This window comes from Leptolyngbya sp. DQ-M1 (genome assembly GCF_039962505.1).
Lineage (GTDB): Bacteria > Cyanobacteriota > Cyanobacteriia > Leptolyngbyales > Leptolyngbyaceae > Leptolyngbya.
Map to the genome: position 1 here is coordinate 639,378 of NZ_JAMPLJ010000004.1, position 20,655 is coordinate 660,032.

The following is a 20,655-nucleotide window of genomic DNA, read 5'->3' on the forward strand; positions in this document are numbered from 1 at the left end:
TTGGCGCTCAATAAGATCTGTCACTCTTATAAAGCGCAACGACTTTTAGATTCCCTGGGGTTTCTACTCGGCTTGCTCATCCATCTGGCAGCTTTAGTATGCAGAGCATCTCTCCTACCATTCCATTCGTCGATCTCACGCTTCAACACCAACCGATCCAGTCTCAAATCGAACAAGCCATTCATACAGTGCTTGAGCGAGGAGACTACATTGTGGGACAAGCGGTAAAAGAATTTGAGCAGGCGTTTGCAAAAGCTTGCCGAGTCGCGCATGGGATTGGAGTTGCCTGTGGCACCGATGCGATCGCGTTGGGACTGCAAGCCTGTGGCATTCGACAGGGCGATGAGGTGCTTCTGCCTGCGAATACCTTTGTCGCGACGCTGATCGGAGTGTTGCGCTGTGGGGCGACACCCGTTCTGGTCGATTGCGATCCAAGAACGGCGCTGATCGATTTAGCTGCGGCAGAGCGAGCCGTTACACCTCGGACTAGAGCGATCGTTCCTGTTCACCTTTATGGGCAGATGGTCTCCCCCAGTCGGTTAAGAGATTTAGCCGATACCTACGAATTAGTGATTTTTGAAGATGCGGCACAGGCACATTTGGCAGAATGCGAGGGGGTTCGAGCTGGATCGATCGGGCTTGCGGCTGCCTTTAGCTTTTATCCCAGCAAGAATTTAGGCGCATTGGGCGACGGCGGCATGGTCGTCACAAAAGACGAAGTGATCGCGACAAAGGTACGATCGCTGAGAAACTATGGCGCTCCCCGCAAGTATTTTCATACAGACTTTGGCACGAACAGCCGTTTAGACTCGATTCAAGCTGCGGTTTTGAACGTAAAGCTGCCTTATCTCCAGCATTGGAACCGCGATCGATTTCAGATTGCGGAACAATATAACGCGCTGCTCTATCCCCTGCATTCACGCGGACTGGTTCCGATCCAAAACCAGAGCGGTAAAGGTCATGTATATCACCTCTATGTCCTGCGCGTGTTGCAGTCGGAAGCGGGATTGATCGATCGCACAGCTCTACAAGAGCGCCTTGAGCTTCGAGGCGTTCAGGCTGGAATTCACTATCCCTTGCCCTGTCATTTGCAGCCTGCATTCAAACACTTGGGCTATCGAGAAGGAGATTTCCCGGTTTCTGAAAGGTTATGTCAAGAAATCCTTTCGCTACCGATGTATCCCGGCCTAACCGAAGCGCAAGTGATCCAAGTCGTCGGCACGATCGAAGAGAGCCTCGCGGCTCCCAATGTTGTTCAGATTTCAGCTTAAGCTATGCAAATTCGGCGCTTGTCATTTCTCGATCGCTACTGGAGCGATATTGTCCTGTTGGGATTAATTGCGGCGTTATATGCTCCGTTGCTGGTTCATTGGTATGACGGCTGGATCAGAAAATCAATCAGCACTGAACACGAATACTTCAGTCATGGTGTAATCGGCCTGCCGTTTGCCGCCAATATTGCTTGGTATAACCGCAAGCGCTGGATACGGCTTGCGGATGAAGTGGGATCAGCTAGGCTTGTCGGTCTTGGATTATTGCTGGTCGCAGGATTGTTTTATCTCAGTGGGCTGCCTGAGCCGGTTAATTTGTCGTTTCCAATTCTGCTAACTGGCGTTTGCCTCTGGCTCAAAGGAGTGTCTGGCTTAAGATTGCAGGCTTTCGCCCTCCTGCTTGTTTTTCTCGCAACGCCGAACGAGATTCCTTACCTACTTGCCCCTTACACAATGCCGCTTCAGAGCTTTATCGCAGGGACAGCAGGATTTATCTTGAATCAGTTCGGTATGGCTGTGCGAGTAGAAAATATTTATCTGTTCGTAAACAATCGTCTCGTCGAAGTTGCACCTTATTGTGCCGGATTAAAGATGCTGTTCACTAGCTTATATGTGGGGCTGATGCTGCTGTATTGGACAAACAATCTTCGATCGCGTTCTTTCTGTATTACTTTCATGATTGGAACTGTTCTCATCAGCGTCACCGCTAACATTATCCGCAATACATTGCTGACGTTCTTCCACGGCACAGGACAAGAATCAGCGTTTCATTTCCTGCATGACGGTTGGGGTGGAGATGTCTACTCTGCGGCAATGCTGGGCTTACTAATAGTGCTGTCAAACCAGATGGAAAAGTTTTTCGCACCATCCAGCCCCGAATCCTGATGCTGTCTTCTTTGTCTAAATCGCTCCGGCTCAATCTGCCAAAAGTTGTTTTGCTGCTGATGTTGAGCGGATTTGTTGGTGTAGGCGCATTACCTGGATATCTCTCAAATGGGCAATGGCGCTGGACAGCCCCACCCCCGGTTGCCGTACTCGACAACTTGAAAGCGCTGAAAAAAGTCGGCATCGAGTTTCCAGGCTGGCAAACGATCGCCAAACAAGCGACCGAAATCGGTGAACACAAGTGGATGCGCCAGGAAATTCAGGACGCAACCCAAACGATCGCAACCGTTCTATTTCTGCCACAGACGAAATCGATCGCGCAGCCGCAAGTCGAATGGACAGATCTCGACGGCTTCCAACGCTGGAAAACCGATTCCCATCGCCCAATCCAAACCCATTCGATCACCGTTGAATTTCTGCGGGCGTGGACACCGAGACAAACCTATGCCGTCATGCGTTGGTATGCCTGGGAAGACGGTGGACACCCAGCTCCGATTCAGTGGTTTATCCGCGATCGTCTCGCCCAATGGCAGAACCAGAGAGCGGCTTGGGTGGCAGTCAGCGTGATATTACCGATCGAGCCGCTCGAAGACATCGAACCCCATCGCAGCAAGCTCGAATCGCTGGTACAAACCGTACAATCCACCTTGACGAATCAGATTTTGCGCTCAAACCGATCAATTTAGGCAGCAATTTAGGCAGACTGAAGCGGAAAACTCGGATGTCAGAGGGGTGCATCTCACTACAATGAGCACGATCGCAACACGAATGGCTGTCCCATGCCTCTAGTTCAATTCCACCTCCCGAATGCACGCGGCTGGATCACTTCGCTACTGATGACGGGTGTATACTCTGTTACTCCTGCTCTGTCAATTTGGCTGAGCGCCCGAAGCGCGGTTGCGTCTGATCTCGCTGTGCCTGTTCAACCCTCTGCTCCTTTGCCGACACGCCCATCCCCGCTTGAAATCATTGAGCAGGCGCGGCAAAAACTTCGAGAATCGGCAATGCCCTCTGTTCCGAACGTACAAGCTCCGAATGCACAAGCGCCAGTCGTTCCGCCTGTCAAAACGTTTAGTCTTTACCGTTTGGGGGCGGGCGATACCGTTTCTGTGCAGGTGCAGCGATTTACCGACCTGAATTTTCAAGCGACGATCGACCAAGAGGGCAATATTACCGCCCCATTGCTCGGTAAAGTGCCGCTGCAAGGGTTGACGATCGCTCAAGCTCAAGAACGCATCCGGGAAGGGGTGAATCGTTTTGTGATTAATCCGGTTGTCTTTGTGGCACTCACCAATCAACGCCCCGTTCTCGTCACCGTAACAGGCGAGATTGCACGTCCGGGTCTTTATACGCTTACCCTACCGCGTGCGTCCGCCGCTTTATTACTTGCAGGCGGCGCGACTGGACAGGCAGATTTACGATCGGTACAGGTCAAACGGCTTTTATCCGATGGATCGGTTCTCGAAGAGAAGCTAGATTTAGTCACTCCTTTACAAGACGGAGCGGCGCTACCGGATTTGAAGCTACAGGACGGCGATGTTGTGGTCATCCCCAAGCTTGCAGAACAGGATCAGACCTACGATCGCACCCTGATGGCACGATCAACGTTAGCCAAACCGCAAATCAACATCCGGCTATTGAGCTACGCGAACAATGGTCTCGGAACGCTAACGCTGCCCAACGGCAGCACTTTTCTAGATGCCCTCACTGCCGCAAGACCGGGGCCGGACACCGCAAATCTACGTCGAGTAGCGCTGATTCGGTTTGATCCGGTTCAGAAAAAAGCAGTGACTCGCGAGATTGATGCTCGCAGCATTCTGAGCGGCAATATGGCTCAAAACGTTGCCCTCGAAGATAATGACGTGATTGTTCTCGGGCGCAACCTCGTTGGCAGAATCACTTATGCGCTCAATACCTTTACCCAGCCGTTCCGCGACGTTTTAGGCTTCTTGCTCTTTTTCCGGGAGCTGAGAAACGGTGCCGATACGCTGTTTGGCCCAACCGGGGTCAACGGGGATCGATAACTTTTGAATCGATAACTTCTAGTGTTAACAGGACTTTGTTATGGTTCCACCGATCGTCAAACGGTATTTACTTGCCGTAAATCGCTATAAATGGGTGATTCCTGCCAGTGTGGTTGCGGGTCTAAGTGCGGGCGGAATCGTTGCCGTTCAGCCCGATCCGCCGATCGATTTCTTGGGCGAGGCTCGACTCGTGGCAAACGCACCGCCTATTACTTTTTCGACGATCGGCTCCCAGGTGCGTCAACCCGTCGAAACCTTTACAAAAGACACTTTATTAACGCCAGCAGTGATCGAAGGAGTCGCGAAAGAGGTCGGCATCAAGCCCGATCGGTTGGAAAAAGCAGCGACGATTCAGATCAAAGGGGGTGGTGATCCAAAAGATCCAAATGCGGCAAAAGCAGAAATTCAGCTCACCTACAAAGATGGGGACCAAAAGCGGGTCGGCGACGTGATGGCGCTGCTCGCTAGTCGATTGATTGAGCAGAGCCGATTGAACAATTCAGCTCGACTCAGAGCAATTATCAGCGCGATCGAACAGCGATTGCCCAGTGTCCGGCAAGATCTAGCAAAAGCTGAGAGCATCTTGATGCGATACGATCGCACCGAAGGGCCGCAACTCTTTGCCGCTCAAGATGGCAACATCATTAAGTCGATCGCCAGCAGCCAGCAACAACAGCAACAACTGAGACTCCAGCTAGACGGCATTAACGCCCAAATTAACAGCATTCAGCGAAAATTAGGACTTGATCCAAACCAAGCTTATGTGTCTTCAGCACTGAGCGCTGATCCGATCATTGCAAGTTTACGCGCTCAGCTTCAGCAAATCGAGTCGCAAATGACGGTCTTACTCAAAGATTTGCGCCCTGAGCATCCTCAAGTAGTCACGCTCCAAAAACAACAGCAAGCCTACGAAGAAGAAATCCGCAAGCGAGCCGCAGAAGTGGTTGGCGGTAATGGTCAGGTCACTCCGTTTGTCGCCAACGTGCGCCAAGATAGCAATCTTGATCCAGCCAGACAGCAACTGGCAAATACGCTGGTCAATCTCAAAACTCAGCAGGAATCGCTACAGCAGCAGGTTGCATCGAGTCTGCGATCGGAGCAAGCGCTGCGACAACAGTTTTCCACCATTCCCAACAAGCAGCTAGAGCGCACCAGGCTGGAAGATCAAGTCAAACGCCAAAAGAGTCTCTATGACCAGATGCAGCAGAAGCTAGTTGATGCGAAAGCAGCCGAGGTCGAAATCGTCAGTAGCTTGGGTGTGGCGCAAGCGCCGTCTGTTGCTCCTGCAAGTGTAAAAGCACCGAAAAGCATTCCGATTACGCTGGCAGTCGGTGCGATCGTTGGGTTAGTTGCGGGAGCAGGGGTGATCTTCTTGCTCGATATGCTTGAGGGCACAGTCTACACGGATGAAGATTTGCGCGAGGTAATTCGGCAGCGCGATGTGGCAATTTTAGGCATTCTGCCGCAAGTCAAATCTTTTATTCCGGGACAGTCTCCAATTTTAGTGAAGCCCAATTCGCCTTATGCAGAATATTACGAGCGGTTCCGCAGCAATCTTCGACTAACTGAAACCAAAGATCTGCGCGTCATCATGACCATCAGCACGATCGAGAATGAAGGAAAGACAGTCACGGCGTATAACTTAGCGATCGCTTCGGCACGGGCAGGAAAGCGGACATTGCTCGTTGAAGCGGATTTGCGATCGCCTTCTGCGGCTCACCAAGTGAATCTCACGCCTGATCCCGATAGCCAGCTAGAGCCGCTGCGGTATTTTGGCGACATCAGCGATTGTATTCGCCTCGCTCCCGATGTCGAAAACCTGTATGTTGTGACCAGTCCGGGGCCGCAAGCGTCTGCCGCATCGTTATTAGAATCCAGCGAACTCCGTCGTTTACTCGAAGATGCAAGGGGGCGATTTGACCTGGTAATTTTAGATTCGCCACCCTTGAGCCAATGTAATGATGCGCTTTTGCTAGAGCCATTGACCGATGGCATGGTGTTGGTGACTCGTCCCGGTGTGACGCAACAAAGCTTACTCGAAGAAGCGATCGACCAACTGACTGAAACCGCGAATTTACGCTTACTTGGTGCAGTGGTGAATGGCGTTGAGGTGCAATTACCTCGTGCCGTGGAGGACGCTTTGATGAATGATGCCAAAGAGTGGCTGTTTACTTCATCTGCGCCGGAAACAGTGGTAATGAGCGATCGCAATTGAAATCATGTGCAGCATTTCAAATGGGAATGAGAAGATAATCAGCGCGATCGTAAGGGTTCTTTGAGAAACCGGAGCATATACAAACCTGCATACGTTAGGCTGAATAAGCTGAATATCTATCAATCTAAAGAAATGGCAGAGCAGGTCTACGATGTCGTGGTGATTGGCGGTGGGGTTACAGGAACCGCTTTACTTTATTCGCTTGCAAAATTTACCGATCTAAAGCGCATCGCTCTGGTCGAGAAGTATTCGCAAATTGCAACTGTGAATTCCAAATCTAGCAATAACAGCCAGACAATTCACTGCGGCGACATCGAGACGAATTACAGCCTGGAAAAAGCACTGAAGGTGCGGCGATCGGCAGATATGATCGTGCGCTATTCGACTGCACTACCTCCAGCCATTCGCGATCAAGTCATCTACCGCTATCCCAAGATGGTTCTAGGCGTGGGAGCCGAAGAAAGTCAAATTTTGCGGCAACGGTACGAGGAATTTAAGCCGCACTTTGGGGGAATGCAGCTTTTAGAAAAGGCGCAAATTGCTGAGGTTGAACCGAACGTTGTTAAGCTCAACCAACACGATCGACCCGAAGAACTGGTAGCGCTTGCAGTGCTTGATGACTATACTGCCGTGAACTATGGTGCTTTGGCTCAGTCCCTGGTGGAGCAAGCACAAGAAGTGGCAGATAAGACAGTGGATTTGATGTTAGGCAGTCCGGTCAAGTCGATCGAACCGGTCGGACAGAACTACCGCATTACGATCGCAGACACCTCCATTACGGCGCGATTTGTTGTAGTCTCGGCCGGAGGACATAGCCTGCTCTTTGCTCACCGCATGGGAATTGGGCTGGAATATTCTTGCTTGCCGGTCGCGGGGAATTTCTACTTTACACCCCAAGTCCTCAACGGCAAGGTTTACACCGTGCAGAATGATAAACTTCCGTTCGCAGCAATTCATGGCGATCCGGATGTGACTGTGCCTGGAAAGACTCGGTTTGGGCCAACGGCGCTACCACTGCCCTTGTTAGAGCGCTACAACCTGAAGACGTTTGTGGATTATCTGGAAGTGTTGCGCTTTGATCAGCGTGTCAGCGCTGTTCTTTGGGATTTGTTTAAGGTGCGGGACATTCGCAACTACATTTTGAAGAACTTTGCATTTGAAGTGCCGATCGTCAGTCGTCGCCTGTTTCTAAAAGATGCACAGAAGATTGTGCCATCTTTGCAGCTAGAGGATTTAGAGTTTGCTCATGGAGTGGGTGGAATTCGTCCTCAGCTAATTGACAAAACTCAGGGCAAGCTCATTTTGGGGCAGGCAGAGATTGATCCAGGCAATGGCATCCGGTTTAACGTGACACCTTCACCCGGTGCTACAACTTGCTTGGGTAATGCAGAACAGGACTTATTACGAATTCAGCAGCATCTAGGTTGTGAGGTCGATCGCACTTGGTTCAATGCAAACATCGCAATTCTGAATTAGTTGTGAAGTGGGAAGTGGGGTGTCGTTCTGTTTAACCCCCTACTCCTTGCCAACGCAAAATAAAGAAGCGCAATTTTTTTGCTAACCGCGTGCGATTAATACGTTCTAGAAAATAGCAAATGCGGTCTCGTCTGAAAATTAGTCATACTCACCCAGGCTAATCCCTCACTGGTTCCCACCCACAACTTATTCCCAGTATCAGGCGCAAGCGACAACACACGATTTGAAGGCAAATTCGGTACTTCACCGACGATCGCGCCATTGTAGGGATTCACGCGCAGCAATCCGCGATTGGTTCCCACCCAAATGCTGCCCACGGCATCGAATCCCGCAGACAGAATCTCACGCCCCCGCAGCGATGTGATCGATCGCTCCCGTCGCCGATTTGCCGGATCAATTTTCACCAGACCGCTCGTTGTGCCCGCCCAGAGGGAGCCATGTCGATCGAGCGCTAAAGCCTGAACCGCTCCTTCCTCCAAGTTGGTCGTATGAAGAATCTTGGCGGTTGCTGTATCGACCTGCACCAAGCTATCGAGCGTTCCCGCCCAAAGCTGACCTTGTGGATCGAGGCTGAGCGCGTTGGCACTCACACCTGGTAAGTTCTTCAGCGTCGTCATTAGTAGCCCTTCATGCGGGCTGACCAGCGCCAATCCCGAATCAGTCCCGACCCAAAGAAAGCCTCGTTGATCGACAAGCAAAGCTAACACCCGATTCGATGGCAAAAAGAGATTGAGCGCAGTCACTTGATTCGTTTTTGGATCGATGCGCCAAAGTCCCTCACTGGTGCCGACCCAAATTCGACCCACCCGATCTTGAGCCAGCGCCCCGATCGTCAGATTCGGCAATGGCACTCGTGCCAGCACTCTTCCGGTATTAGGATCAATTTTTGCAACGCTGCGTGAAGTTGCCACCCAGAGATTGCCTTGAAAATCGCGCTGAAGTCCTGCCACTCGAAAATCGGGCTGATTCTCCTGCGGTAAAGATGGCGCAACCGGAGGCGGCGCGATCGGCGCAAATGGGGGTACAGCGGTCGCACTTGGTGCGGCAATGGTCAAACCCAGCAACAGCGAAGCAAATCCGAATCGGCGGCGCACGAAAGACATAGCCCATCTCAGTAAAATCTGGTTTATTGTGCCTCCAAATCGGACGATCGCAACGCGAGGAAACCCGGAATTCCACTCGAATCACCGTCGTCTTATCCGCTACGATCGACAAAAATTGTTAGAGTGAGAAATACTTCACGCCATCGGAACCGGGCAACTCGTAGAGACATTCTTTCAATGCAAACTGATTCGATCGTGCAATGCCCCAACTGTTTTTGTCAGGCGCTCAATTCTGAAAGCCAGCCGTTTTGCCACAACTGTCACACCCGAATTCCAAAGCGTTACCTGTGGGCACTCGGATCAACTGCTTCACCTGGGGAATTGATCGACGATCGCTTTTTGATTAAGTCCGGTCAAATCGCATTAGACACAAAACCAGGGCTGCCGACGAGCGCGATCGAAGTCCCCCCACCGCTCGAACCTTATTTGCACCTGATGACCGAACGCCCTGCAATTCCACAGCCCTATGCCGTGGTTGGCGAGATCGTCTTTCTAGAATCGGCTCCGCTCTATCCCAGTGGGGCGCGTTCTGAACAGGGAGAAGATTTATCCGGGCAATTGATGCCGCGATTAGAGCAAGTGTGGAATGCAAGTCGCGGATTTCGTCAGCTTCACTTTTTGCGGCAACTGGCACAACTTTGGCGCAGTTTGAGTGTAGAAAAAGCTGCCTCTACGCTGCTGAATTCTGATCTTATCTTTGCAGATGGGGATACCGTTAGAGTCTTAGAGCTAGAGCTAGATCGAGGCACGGTTCCACTTGCAGAACTGGGAAAATTTTGGTCAAGTTGGCAAGTCCAGCCTGCGATCGCAGAATTCTTGAATCAAGTCTGTCAGAATTTAATTCAAGGACAGATTACCAACGCAGAAGGCTTGATCGAAGTGCTAGATGCTGCGATCGCGTCTCAAAGCACCCAACAAACTCGACAGATTCAACTCGCCACGCTCAGCGATCAGGGCCCAAGTCGTTCAAGTAACGAAGATGCCTGTTATCCAGTGAGCGGAACTAGCGGTGCGAATCATTCCCTCCTGATTGTCTGCGATGGCGTGGGTGGGCATGAAGGGGGAGAAGTTGCCTCAAACCTGGCAATTCAAACGATCGTGCAGCACACGCAAACGCTAACCCAGAATCTGGAGTGGGGACTCGAAGAAGCAGTGCTGAGGGCCAATGACGCGATCGCCGCAAAGAACGATGCAGAACGGCGACAAGAGCGGCAACGTATGGGAACTACAGTCGTTATGGGACTGGTACGATCGCACGAACTGTATCTGACGCACGTTGGCGATAGTCGCGCTTATCGTATTACTCGACGCGGCTGTTATCAGGTCACGCTTGATGATGATGTTGCCTCCCGCCAAGCGCGATCGGGCTACACCTTATACCGGGAAGCGGTACAACGCTCCTCGGCGGGCTCACTCGTACAAGCTCTGGGCATGGGAAGTTCAAACACTTTGCATCCCTCTACTCAACGATTTATTCTCGATGAAGACTGCGTTTTCCTATTGTGTTCGGATGGCTTGAGCGATAACGATCTCGTCGAAGAATACTGGCAAAGCGAAATTGTTCCAATGCTTGACGGTAAAACCGATCTTGCTACCGTTGCCCGCAGATTAGTGGAAATCGCCAACACGCAGAACGGTCACGATAACGTCACCGTCGGTTTAATTCATTGTCAAATCCGTGAAACGGGGCAATCCTCCACCGTGCAACTCAGTGAGCTACCAGAACGGACAAAACCAACTCAAATGTTTGCGCCTTCCACCTCGCCGCCCGGACTGCGAACCGAACTGCAACCGCGCCGATCGTCCTGGCTCAAAACGTTGCTGATGCTTCTGGGATTATTCAGCGTAGCAGGCGCGATCGCGGCACTATTTGTCCCAGAACTCATTCCCACCCTGAGCAATCGTCGTCCCACCGTTGTAGAATCGCCGCTCGTTCCGCCTGTACCCGATCCTCCCCGCGCTCTGGACACAGGCGCACTCATTCGTCTCGATCGCCCTGCAAGCGACGTAGGACTTCCACTCTTGAGAACATCTGGGTCGCCGGTTGATCCTGCTCGCGAACTCGTCGGACAAATCCCACCGGGAACCGTTTTACAAGTCCTGGGACGACAGCAGAACACGACAGATCGATCGACTTGGATACGCCTAAAAGTTTGCACCCCAAATCCAGATGCGAAACTGCCAAATGCCGTTAAAGCCGGAGACATCGGTTTGCAGAAAGAAAGCGCGATCGCGCCCTTCTCCATCGCTGATTCCAACCAACTCGGAGTCTGTACTGCTTCAACAGAACTGCCAAAACCGAACGTTCCTTCCACCCCATAGAATATTAATATTGAAGTTCTGGAGTTAACCAGCTTTTGCCAATTCATGTCACCGTCTGAACTTCCCTGTTTAAGTCTTGCGATCGAGCGATTACGCGCTTCCCAAGCCCAGCACTTCGCAATCCATGTGATTGAAGCTCCTTATCGGGGAGGATATTTGCTGCGAGATTGTCTATGGACAGACGAGTTGATGCACCACTGGCGATCGTGGCAGGAAATGTTTTCCTCGCGTGGAGTTCCGGACGTGCCGCACGTCTCGCAGGTCAGCACACCGCCAATCCGAGCCGCAGAACTGCCGATCGGTCAACCGATTCCGCGCAGCGCCCGCTTAATGCAAGATCTGGGAATTAATCTGTGGCAATGGCTGTTTGATGGCGTGATTCAGAGCAGTCTAAATCGCAGCCAGGGAATCGCTCAGGGCAAAGGAAAAGCGCTCCGGGTACGATTAGATGTACGCGATCCCGATCTGATCTCGCTGCCTTGGGAGATCATGCAAAGCGATGCGGGAAAGCAGGCAATCTCGCTCAGTCAGCAGCTTTTATTTAGTCGCACCACCACCGATGTCGATGCACTCCCGGAACTGCGATCGGAAACCAGCCTGAATGTACTCTTGGTTCTAGGACAAAATGCCGCGCCCGACTTGCCTAACGTTGGATTTGAAGGCAGACAGCGCGACGAGTTGAAGCGACTGAAGTTAGAGCAAGAAGCAACCGCGCTCTCGAGAATTCTACGAGAGCGACCGGGAATGGGTCGGCTTGCGGCTCCTTGTTTCGTCGATACGCTGCTGCAACCGACTTCAGCAGACCTGATCGATCGGCTGGAGAACGGTCATTATAATGTCCTGTTTTATGCGGGTCACGGCGTTCCTGCGCCCGATGGTGGCTTGCTATTTCTGCGCCCCAATCAGCCGATGAATGGGACAGAACTAGCACAGGTGCTCACTCGCTGTCAGGTCAAACTAGCCGTGTTTAATGCGTGTTGGGGAGCGCAACCAGAGGAACAACATCACCAGACGATTCCGAGAAGTAGCTTAGCGGAGGTGTTGCTGCATCACGGAGTGCCCGCAGTGTTAGCGATGCGAGATTCGATTACCGATCAAGAAGCGCTGAGTTTTATCGCAGCCTTTGCTCAAGCGTTGAGCGATCGAATGCCGATCGATCAATCCGTTGCCGTTGCGCGTCAACATTTGCTGACTTTGTTTCGATTCAATCACCAGGCCTGGACATTGCCTGTGTTGTATATGCACCCGGAATTCAACGGGGAATTGATTAAACCGATCGAAGAAGGATTAACGCAAATTCCCCACACACCGAGCCAGCTAGGGGGGCAGCATCCGATCGCATCGCTGCGATCGCTGGAAAACGCCAAGATTTGGACGATTCGCGGTGGCTTGATGCGCGTGGGCATGAGCACCGAGAATGATTTGGTCTTAGCGAACGAACCCGGTGTTTCGCGCAAACACGCGGAAATTTTTTCCCGCAGCGCTGATTCGATGCAGCCGACCTATTTTCTGCGGGATTTTTCACGCTATGGCACCTGGATTTCGACGGTGAACGGGTGGCAGAAAGTCCATAATTACGAGGTGCCCTTATATTCAGGGGCGCAGATTAAGTTTGGTGGCTCTCAGAACTCTGTTTTAGAGTTCTTGGTCTCGCCTGCGGATGGAAGAAACTAAAATCTGCCCTTAGAGTTACGGAGGTCGATCGTAAAGGTTTGGAGATTTTAAGTAATTTAGCGTAAATTGATAGGTCAGTTACGGAACTGGTAACACTGGGCTTGAAGCTATAGCCATCAAACACACCAACCCTTAGTTCAATTACAGATGCGGATTATTGTCATGGCACACGAAGCAAGTCCTTCTAACTCTCATGAACTTCAGCAAGCATTCGTCGATGCCTTACTTGATTCGGAAGCAGTGACGGTGCGGTGGAATCAGCCGGACAATGCTGACACTGTAGAAGTTGAGGTCGCGGAAGTTCCCGATAGCGCGATCGCTTATCCTTGGAATCCGGCTGATCCGGAGGCAGAATCGTTTTTCAACAGCTTAGAGCAGAAATTCTCACTCGATGCGCTCTCTGATGCTGAAGTTGCCGATCGTGCCGATGCCTTTTTCTCTCATTTAGATTCGCTGTTCGCGGCTCCCACGCTTGAAACCTCTCTGGCGCAAAAATTTGCAACCGTGCCACAATCGATTTTGAACACGATCGCTCAGCAAGCGCAGAAACTAGCGAATTCCTCCGCAACTCTGGCAGATCAGTTGGTTCAGTGTGTACAAGAAGCGCTGCCGCAGTGGGCAGAAGAAGATTTACAAGTGTTAGCGCGTCCCTTGGCTTACTCGATGCGCGGTGAAGAACAAGCGGTAAAGGCGACCGACTGGGCGAGACTGTCGGAAACGGAGCAGGCGAAATTGACGCTGGCGATCGCTCGGTATGCACTGAACGAAGCTCAAGATTAATCCTGCGAAAAGATCTTAAAAACTCTGGATTCTGTTATAATCCAGAGTTTTCGCATTTACCGGTCTGATTTCTGCAGCTTTGTTCTACAGCAGATTGAAGCGCTGGAGTTGGGATTCGATCGTTTTCGGTAATAGCTTCCGCAGTTGTGTTTTATCTTTGAACACCAATCGATTCTGGCTCGGTAGATCAAATGGAAACTGCCCTGGCATATCGGAGCGTTCCATCTGCACCAGTAGAACTTGCTCCGATCGCTTACTTTGCAGCGCGTAGCCCGTTTCGACACACACTTTAGGGCTGGGAATCAGGAGCGGAGGCGTATCGGAAATTTGAGCGATCGAAGTGCCATCGCCGATAAATAAAAGACATTGACGAATTGATCGCATCAGGGAGCTATTCAATCGAATGGCTCCTTCGCTGAGGCGGTGGGATTCTCGCAGGGTGATGGGGAGGCGCGATCGACGATTCAAGCTATCAATGACGGATTCGAGTTCATCTCGGAGTAGATCGCCGGATTCCGTAAACTCGGTCTGATAGGAAAAGAAGATTTCAGGCTCTAGATTTGCCATCACTTCTTGTTTTGAGAAGTAGATTTCGTGGCTGGAGAGATCAATATTAGAAATTGCGTAGCCGCCGCTTCCTTCGATGTAAAACTCAACCGTTTCGCCTTGGAGATACCGTTGAAACCAGGTCGATTTCTTCACCTCAGCGCTATCCTCAAGAAAGTCAGCCCTTAAGCCCGATTTCAGCAGACTATTTTTGCTTAGTCTTAAATCATGGGGACGTTTCTCTAGCTCCCGAATGGGTTCATACTGCTCCAAATACCACGCCTTCAGCGCAATGATCGCCATGCTGCAATCTGCCTTCTATTTAAAACTACAACAGCACCCAGCTACTACTCTCCGAGTGACTTCCTCAAGTAAATCCATTTTAGATAGAGTTGAACAAATTGGACACTAAATTAATATTTAAGCGCCAGTTTGTTTAGAAACTCCCCAAAGTGCCAGAAGAGGAAATATCAGATTTCGAGCTTGGTGCTGTTGCCGTTGAGCGAGACAGATGTAGAGTTAAACAGCGTCTTGACCTCTTGAATTTAACTAGATTTGGCTGTTTGATCTGCCAGGGAAGCTGTTAGTTGCTTCAATTTCAAAGATACCATTTTGTCCCCAACAGACAAGCGATAGAGATGAAAGTTTACGCCTATGCAAGCGCTTGATTGCAGTTAGTTTTCTAGATGTAAATTGAAGGGTTTAGAAATATAAATTGCAACCTATGGCTTGCGGAGTTTATCGCACGAAAAAAGCGGTCTGAACCCACAATCGTTTCAAAACCGCCACTGTGCAAAACTAGGTTGATTTATGTTTAGCAATATTGACTGATATCTTCGCCGCATTCATCTGCTAAATAGCACAATGCCCGGAAGCGGAGGGCAATAACCTCTTCATAAAGCGGATTGAGTTTGCACATGGGAGGAATGTGCAGGAGTGTGCGGCCGAATAGCTTAACATCGCGCTCGAATGGGCACTGAGCGGGAATATGATCTGCTAGAAAATGAGCAAATTTGGGATTGTGAACCTGAATGCTGTCTAGCTTACGACGCAGCGGAGCGAGGAGAGCAAAAGGCTTAGGTAACGAATGAGAGACAGGGGGTGCAGAGGTGACAGGGGCGAATGGGTGAGAGACCCAGCCGGAGATGGCAATGCTGCTGTGACGATCGCGCTCTTGCGCGGAGCCACCGAGTTTCTGAAAGCTCATGCTGAAACGTTCCTCGAACTGGTGAGATGTGTAGAGAGTCGTCCGTGAAGTGTCTACAACGATCGATGAAGCAAATACGGGCGATGAAGTGAAATTCTGGAGAGACGATTCCAGAGTTTGTTGTGTATCCAATCTGCTTTACTTATCTTAACAAAGCTCACGAAATTACGTCCATCTTTTAAGACTTTCTCGTAATTTAGTTAAGCTCTGCTGGCTGGTTTTGTGAAGCAAACTTGACATTCAATATTCTAGTCCTTCTTCCTATAGATAGACGTAGATCTTTGACAGATTTGCAGGTTCTTTATTTATTTCTTGAATGCGATTGATGCAGTTCCCGAATGTCGGGAAACTGAGCCGAAAAAGTAGGACGAGCGTGGGTAGTTTCTGTAGCAAAGGCCACTAAAGTATTTGTTTTTTGAAGACGATTTCCTGAGTGAAGAACTGCCGCTTCTATCCCAAAGTCATCACGAAGCAAAGCAGTTTGAATTAAGCAATTTTTCTTCATGAACAAGCTTTACGGAATAAACTTCCACGTCGAAAATGTCGCTGCCTGTCCAGAGGGTTGGTTGAATTCATCTAACACTGTCCAAAGGATCACATCTTCGATCCAGAACCGTTTACCCGCGCTAGAAATGCGGACTCCACGATAGTCGCTGATATAACCCTGCGCTTTTGCTTGAGCGAGCAGCCGCGATCGTTCCTCTTGGCTGACAGGCTCAGCAGATTTTCTTGAAGGCAATTGCGTGAAGGCTTCCCAGTCCATTTCCCACAGCGTTAGCGCCTGCCGATTGCCGTAGTTGAAGATCGGATCAGGGTCAGTGCCATGAGAAACGACGACAAACGGAGCCTCAAATAAAGCTTCGGGCGTTTGAATCAGCGTTTTTCCTGTCCAGTGATGAAAGCTATCAATTAAACGCTGAGCCTGTTGAAGTTGCCAGGGAGAATTCATTTCGAGAAATACTGGTTGCAAGCTGTGTCACAAGCAGGATAAGCGGTTTGATAGGGACTCGATCGCCGACCAAATAAAGCATATCGATTATCGCGCACCTGCTCGTACACGCGATCGCCCACCCATTTCATGCCAGGTAGATTTCGGTAAACGGTGACAAATACATTTCCCACCGGAAGCAGTCGCCCAATTTCTTCGGCAGCATCGCTTCCTTGCCATCGGCGATCGGGTGTCACATTATCAATTAGGATCATGCCCATTTCGCAATCTTGAGCGGTAATGCCGAATTGAGCTAATCCCGCTTCATCCTGCATTGGCAGATATTGAAAGCGATCGCCCTTATCAATCTGTTCCAGAACTTGAACCAAATTCGAGCAAAGATTACAGTGCCCGTCATAAATCACAGTGTAGGGTTTCATCGGCGGAGGCGTTGACGAATACGATCGGTAAATAGGTCTACTTCTGGTAATCTTAGCTGACTTGCAATCAGAGCGAAGAGTCCAAGCCCGACCGAACCCGCGATCGTCATCTGCGCTAATGCAAGCCAGAAGCCGTTAAGACTGGAAAAATTCGCGATCGCATTCGAGATAAACCAGCTTGCGGTTCCGGCAATAAAACTGCCAATCGTCAGCCCCAAAATCGGATAGCTCCATTCCAGCAGGGGTAATCGATTGAGTCTACGATCGAGAAAATATAGCAGTGCGAAGACTGAGAGAATATTCACGCTCACCGTTGCTAAAACAATTCCAACGATGCCAAAGGGTCGGTAAAGTAGAAAGTCAAACAACGCATTGAGAAAGATATTGACAATACTAATTCTGAATGGAGTATCGCCATCTCCAAGCGCGTAGAATACTCTCACTAAAACATCTCGACTCAGGTAAACGAACATTCCCGCAGCATAGGCCATCAATACCGACGCGACTAATTGAGTTGCTTCCGGTTGAAAGGCTCCCCGTTCGTAAACCACTCGCACGATCGGAGTTGAAAGCGCGATCGTTAAGGCACTTAGAGGCAACATCGCGATCGCGGTAATCAAAAGTCCCTGCCGAATTCGCGCCTTCAGTTCATCTGCCTGACTCGGATCAGCCAACCGAGAAAAGATCGGTAGAAATGGCACCAGGATCATATTTGAAAGCAGTCCTAGCGGAGTCTGAACCAAAAGATTGGCGTAATCCAAGCTAGAGATCGCCGCAACCGCATTTGGCAGATAGGCAGCAAACGTCAAATCCGTGATCACATTAATTTGCAGCATTCCCGACGAGAACAGCGCAGGCCCCATGACGCGAAACACTTCCCGTACACCCGGATCATTCCACACAAAGCGAACTCGAAATCGTCCTAATCCTGATTGTCGCTGCGCCCAGAATTGCGCGAGCCACTGTAAAACCGTTCCCAACAGTGTGCCGGTCGCGAGAACCATTCCCCCAATCAGCGCATAGTTCGGATTAGTCACTTGAGTTCCCGCAGTCAGGATAAAGATTCCAATGCCGATGATTAATGTCAGGCTAGAAAGCAGTGGACTAATTGACGGTAGCCAATATTGATCGGCTGCGTTTAACGTACCAAAGCCAATTCCGATCATGCCGGCAAACCAAGCGATCGGAGCCATGATTTGCAGTTGTTGAATTGCGATCGTTCTAGTCTCTAACCCTTGCGCAGTCTGCCTTAATCCACTTGCCAGCAAATCAATAAAGAACGGTGCAAAGAAAAAAACAATCAGTGACACTACTAGAAAAACAAGCCCGATCAGTGTCGAAATTGCTTCGACGAGCGGGGCGGATTCTTCTTTTCGACGTTTTGCTAAAGCGCTGACCATCGCACTGTGGAACGGGCCGTTAATCCCACCGAGCAAAATCAAAAAGAAGCTTGGAATAATGACAGAAATATCGTAAGCGGCTTTTGCTGTCCCGACTCCAAACGCAAACGCGATCGCTAGCTGTCGAATCAGTCCTACCACTTTGCTGATCAGCGTTGCGATCGCGACAATTCCCGCGATGCCTGCAAGGGAGCGTTTAGGTTTCGGAGTTTCAGTCACAACAGGGTACGGCAAAAAGACTTCACCTATTTAATCATCTTGTGTTCTTCCCAAACATTCAGACTGAAAGATTAAGATAGATTCACTCCTATTCTTTGATTGTCCGATGCCCGTTACGCCACAACACCTGATTCAGTGGAAACAACAACAGCGATCGATTGCCATTCTTACCGCTTGGGATTACGCGATCGCGTCGATTCTCGATCGTGCGGGAATTGATGCCATTTTGGTCGGAGATTCACTGGCAATGGTGGCACTCGGACACGATACAACGCTGCCGCTCACGCTTGATGAAATGATTTACCACGCAAAAGCGGTGCGACGTGGAGTAAAAGAAGCACTTCTGATCGTAGATTTGCCGTTTCTGACATATCAAGAAAGTGTGCAGCAAGCTCTGCACTCCGCAGGTCGCATTCTCAAAGAAACGGGTGCGGGTGCCGTGAAGCTAGAAGGCGGCTATCCAGTAATGGCGGAAACGGTTTCGCGGTTAGTGCAAGCGGGAATTCCGGTGATGGGTCATGTGGGATTAACGCCGCAATCGGTTCGGCAAACGGGATTTCGGCAACAAGGACGATCGACTGAAGCGGGAGAGCGAATTTTGTCTGAAGCGATCGCGCTCGAACAAGCGGGAGCCTTTGCGATTGTACTCGAACACATCCCCGCAGAATTAGCGCGAACGATTACGCAAAAGCTGACGATTCCGACCATCGGCATCGGGGCGGGAGCGGGTTGTGATGGTCAAGTGCTGGTGACTTCCGATGTGTTGGGGTTGGGAACGTGGAAGCCAAAGTTTGCGAAAGCGTATCTGGATTTGAATACGTTGATTACGCGATCGGTGCAGGAATATTGTGAAGAGGTGCGATCGGGCAAATTCCCGGTGGAGTAATCAAGTGCTACCAGATACTTAGAGAGGCGTTTCGCCGAAACGCCTCTCTCCACGTTGATCTACACCTTCATTGCTTTCGCCAATTCCGTCGCGACCTCTGGACGTGAAAACTCAGGCGGCGGTAATTCTCCTCGACGCAGCATTTCTCTCACCTTCGTCCCTGACAAATGCACGCGCTCTTCTGCTGAACTCGGACTGGTTTTCGTCGTTGCCATTCCTTGGGTGCGCTTGCAGTAGAAAGCGTGTTCAAACTTCAGAGGCTGAATGCCTAGTGCTGCTGGGTCAAACTCATCAAAGATGTATTGAGCATCATAGGTGCCGTAGTAATCACCCACTCCAGCGTGATCACGTCCCACGATAAAGTGAGTACAGCCATAGTTTTTCCGCACTAGCGCATGGAAAATGGCTTCACGCGGCCCGGCATAGCGCATTGCTGCTGGATTAATCGCCAGAATCACGCGATCGTTCGGAAAATAATGCTCCAGCATAATCTCGTAACAGCGCATCCGAATGTCTGCCGAGATATCATCTTCTTTTGTCGCACCAACCAAGGGATGCAGAAACAGTCCATCTACGGTTTCGAGCGCACATTTAATGATGTACTCATGAGCGCGGTGAATCGGGTTGCGGGTTTGGAAGCCGACGACCGTTTTCCAGCCTTTTTCTTGGAATGCAGCCCGTGATACTGCCGGATCAATCTGATAAGTCGGAAACAACGGATGCGGGTCGCGCTCCAACAGCCATACATCTCCTGCCAAATTCACATTGCCCTGACGGTAAACAACTGCCACGCCCGGATGCTTTTCCTCATCGGTGCGGTACACTTTCACCGCTTCTCGCGCTTTGTCGTAGGTGTATTTCTCGCTCAACTGCAACACGCCGATATAGCGTCCAGTCGGATCATCCAACCGCACCAAACTACCTTCCTTGAGCGGTGCGGCAACCTCTTCCGTTACCGAGAGCGTCACCGGAATCGACCAGGGCAACCCGTTCGCCAAGTGCATTTCTTCGACGACACGATCGTAGTCTGCTTTGCCCATAAATCCGGTCAGGGGACTAAAGCCACCGATCGCAATCAGTTGCAGATCAGAAACGGCTCGTTCGTCAAGTTGAACACGCGGGAGAAAGTCCGCTTTAGAGAGAAATTCTTCGCGCTGAGCGCCCGTGACAATGCGATCGATTAGCTGTCCGCCGTGCGGTGCGATTCCGTTAGGATGACTCATGTGGTGTAGAGAGATGAAAGGGTGGAATTACCACTTTCCCGATCAGAAAAGCGGTC

The 20,655-nt window shown here is 50.6% G+C and carries 17 protein-coding genes; 10 read left to right on the top strand and 7 right to left on the bottom strand.

The window, feature by feature from the left end; genetic code table 11:
* The first annotated feature begins 98 nt into the window (after positions 1-98).
* The 6 genes from NC981_RS16275 to NC981_RS16300 all read left to right on the top strand — a co-directional run bounded on the left by NC981_RS16275 (position 99) and on the right by NC981_RS16300 (position 7,871).
* Entirely contained in the window at positions 99-1,271 is a 1,173-nt protein-coding gene (locus tag NC981_RS16275; protein WP_348243905.1) for a DegT/DnrJ/EryC1/StrS aminotransferase family protein, read from the top strand.
* Positions 1,272-1,274: 3 nt separating this feature from the next.
* Positions 1,275-2,156 carry a cyanoexosortase B gene (gene crtB / locus NC981_RS16280; RefSeq protein WP_348243906.1) on the top strand — a complete coding sequence of 294 codons (882 nt, stop codon included), beginning with the start codon at positions 1,275-1,277 and terminating at the stop codon, positions 2,154-2,156.
* Positions 2,156-2,842, top strand: coding sequence for a cyanoexosortase B system-associated protein (locus NC981_RS16285; RefSeq protein ID WP_348243907.1), 687 nt, complete (start codon positions 2,156-2,158; stop codon positions 2,840-2,842). Before crtB ends, NC981_RS16285 begins: the two co-directional genes overlap by 1 nt.
* Before the next feature lie 93 nt (positions 2,843-2,935).
* Complete coding sequence (locus NC981_RS16290; RefSeq protein ID WP_348243908.1) at positions 2,936-4,180, top strand: polysaccharide biosynthesis/export family protein; 1,245 nt, start codon at positions 2,936-2,938, stop codon at positions 4,178-4,180.
* 40 nt (positions 4,181-4,220) lie between these two features.
* A complete protein-coding gene (locus NC981_RS16295; RefSeq protein WP_348243909.1) occupies positions 4,221-6,395 on the top strand; it encodes a polysaccharide biosynthesis tyrosine autokinase in 2,175 nt (724 codons plus the stop codon).
* 132 nt (positions 6,396-6,527) lie between these two features.
* A complete protein-coding gene (locus tag NC981_RS16300; RefSeq protein WP_348243910.1) occupies positions 6,528-7,871 on the top strand; it encodes an FAD-dependent oxidoreductase in 1,344 nt (447 codons plus the stop codon).
* A gap of 95 nt (positions 7,872-7,966) precedes the next feature.
* On the opposite strand, the gene NC981_RS16305 is transcribed toward NC981_RS16300, so the two are convergent.
* A complete protein-coding gene (locus NC981_RS16305; RefSeq protein WP_348243911.1) occupies positions 7,967-8,974 on the bottom strand; it encodes a two-component regulator propeller domain-containing protein in 1,008 nt (335 codons plus the stop codon).
* A gap of 177 nt (positions 8,975-9,151) precedes the next feature.
* On the opposite strand from NC981_RS16305, the gene NC981_RS16310 reads away from it, so the two are divergent.
* The 3 genes from NC981_RS16310 to NC981_RS16320 all read left to right on the top strand — a co-directional run bounded on the left by NC981_RS16310 (position 9,152) and on the right by NC981_RS16320 (position 13,750).
* Positions 9,152-11,296, top strand: coding sequence for a protein phosphatase 2C domain-containing protein (locus tag NC981_RS16310; protein WP_348243912.1), 2,145 nt, complete (start codon positions 9,152-9,154; stop codon positions 11,294-11,296).
* 45 nt (positions 11,297-11,341) lie between these two features.
* Positions 11,342-12,970, top strand: a complete 1,629-nt coding sequence (locus NC981_RS16315) for a CHAT domain-containing protein (protein WP_348243913.1) — start codon at positions 11,342-11,344, stop codon at positions 12,968-12,970.
* Positions 12,971-13,132: 162 nt separating this feature from the next.
* Positions 13,133-13,750: a hypothetical protein gene (locus NC981_RS16320; RefSeq protein WP_199298609.1), complete on the top strand. Its 618-nt coding sequence runs from the start codon at positions 13,133-13,135 to the stop codon at positions 13,748-13,750.
* 84 nt (positions 13,751-13,834) lie between these two features.
* On the opposite strand, the gene NC981_RS16325 is transcribed toward NC981_RS16320, so the two are convergent.
* The 5 genes from NC981_RS16325 to murJ all read right to left on the bottom strand — a co-directional run bounded on the left by NC981_RS16325 (position 13,835) and on the right by murJ (position 18,490).
* Complete coding sequence (locus NC981_RS16325; RefSeq protein ID WP_348243914.1) at positions 13,835-14,599, bottom strand: hypothetical protein; 765 nt, start codon at positions 14,597-14,599, stop codon at positions 13,835-13,837.
* A gap of 511 nt (positions 14,600-15,110) precedes the next feature.
* The gene (locus NC981_RS16330) at positions 15,111-15,503 is read right to left on the bottom strand and encodes a Mo-dependent nitrogenase C-terminal domain-containing protein (RefSeq protein ID WP_348243915.1); all 393 of its coding nucleotides are present in this window, start codon (positions 15,501-15,503) and stop codon (positions 15,111-15,113) included.
* A 514-nt stretch (positions 15,504-16,017) separates the two neighbouring features.
* A complete protein-coding gene (locus NC981_RS16335; protein WP_348243956.1) occupies positions 16,018-16,452 on the bottom strand; it encodes an MEKHLA domain-containing protein in 435 nt (144 codons plus the stop codon).
* Complete coding sequence (locus tag NC981_RS16340) at positions 16,449-16,871, bottom strand: DCC1-like thiol-disulfide oxidoreductase family protein (RefSeq protein ID WP_348243916.1); 423 nt, start codon at positions 16,869-16,871, stop codon at positions 16,449-16,451. The genes NC981_RS16335 and NC981_RS16340 overlap by 4 nt, the downstream gene beginning before the upstream one ends.
* Positions 16,868-18,490 (bottom strand): murein biosynthesis integral membrane protein MurJ, encoded by a 1,623-nt coding sequence (gene murJ / locus NC981_RS16345; protein WP_348243957.1) that lies wholly within the window; start codon positions 18,488-18,490, stop codon positions 16,868-16,870. Before murJ ends, NC981_RS16340 begins: the two co-directional genes overlap by 4 nt.
* A 106-nt stretch (positions 18,491-18,596) precedes the next feature.
* On the opposite strand from murJ, the gene panB reads away from it, so the two are divergent.
* Positions 18,597-19,376, top strand: coding sequence for a 3-methyl-2-oxobutanoate hydroxymethyltransferase (gene panB / locus NC981_RS16350; protein ID WP_348243917.1), 780 nt, complete (start codon positions 18,597-18,599; stop codon positions 19,374-19,376).
* A gap of 59 nt (positions 19,377-19,435) precedes the next feature.
* On the opposite strand, the gene sat is transcribed toward panB, so the two are convergent.
* The gene (sat, locus tag NC981_RS16355; RefSeq protein WP_348243918.1) at positions 19,436-20,599 is read right to left on the bottom strand and encodes a sulfate adenylyltransferase; all 1,164 of its coding nucleotides are present in this window, start codon (positions 20,597-20,599) and stop codon (positions 19,436-19,438) included.
* Positions 20,600-20,655 lie beyond the last annotated feature (56 nt).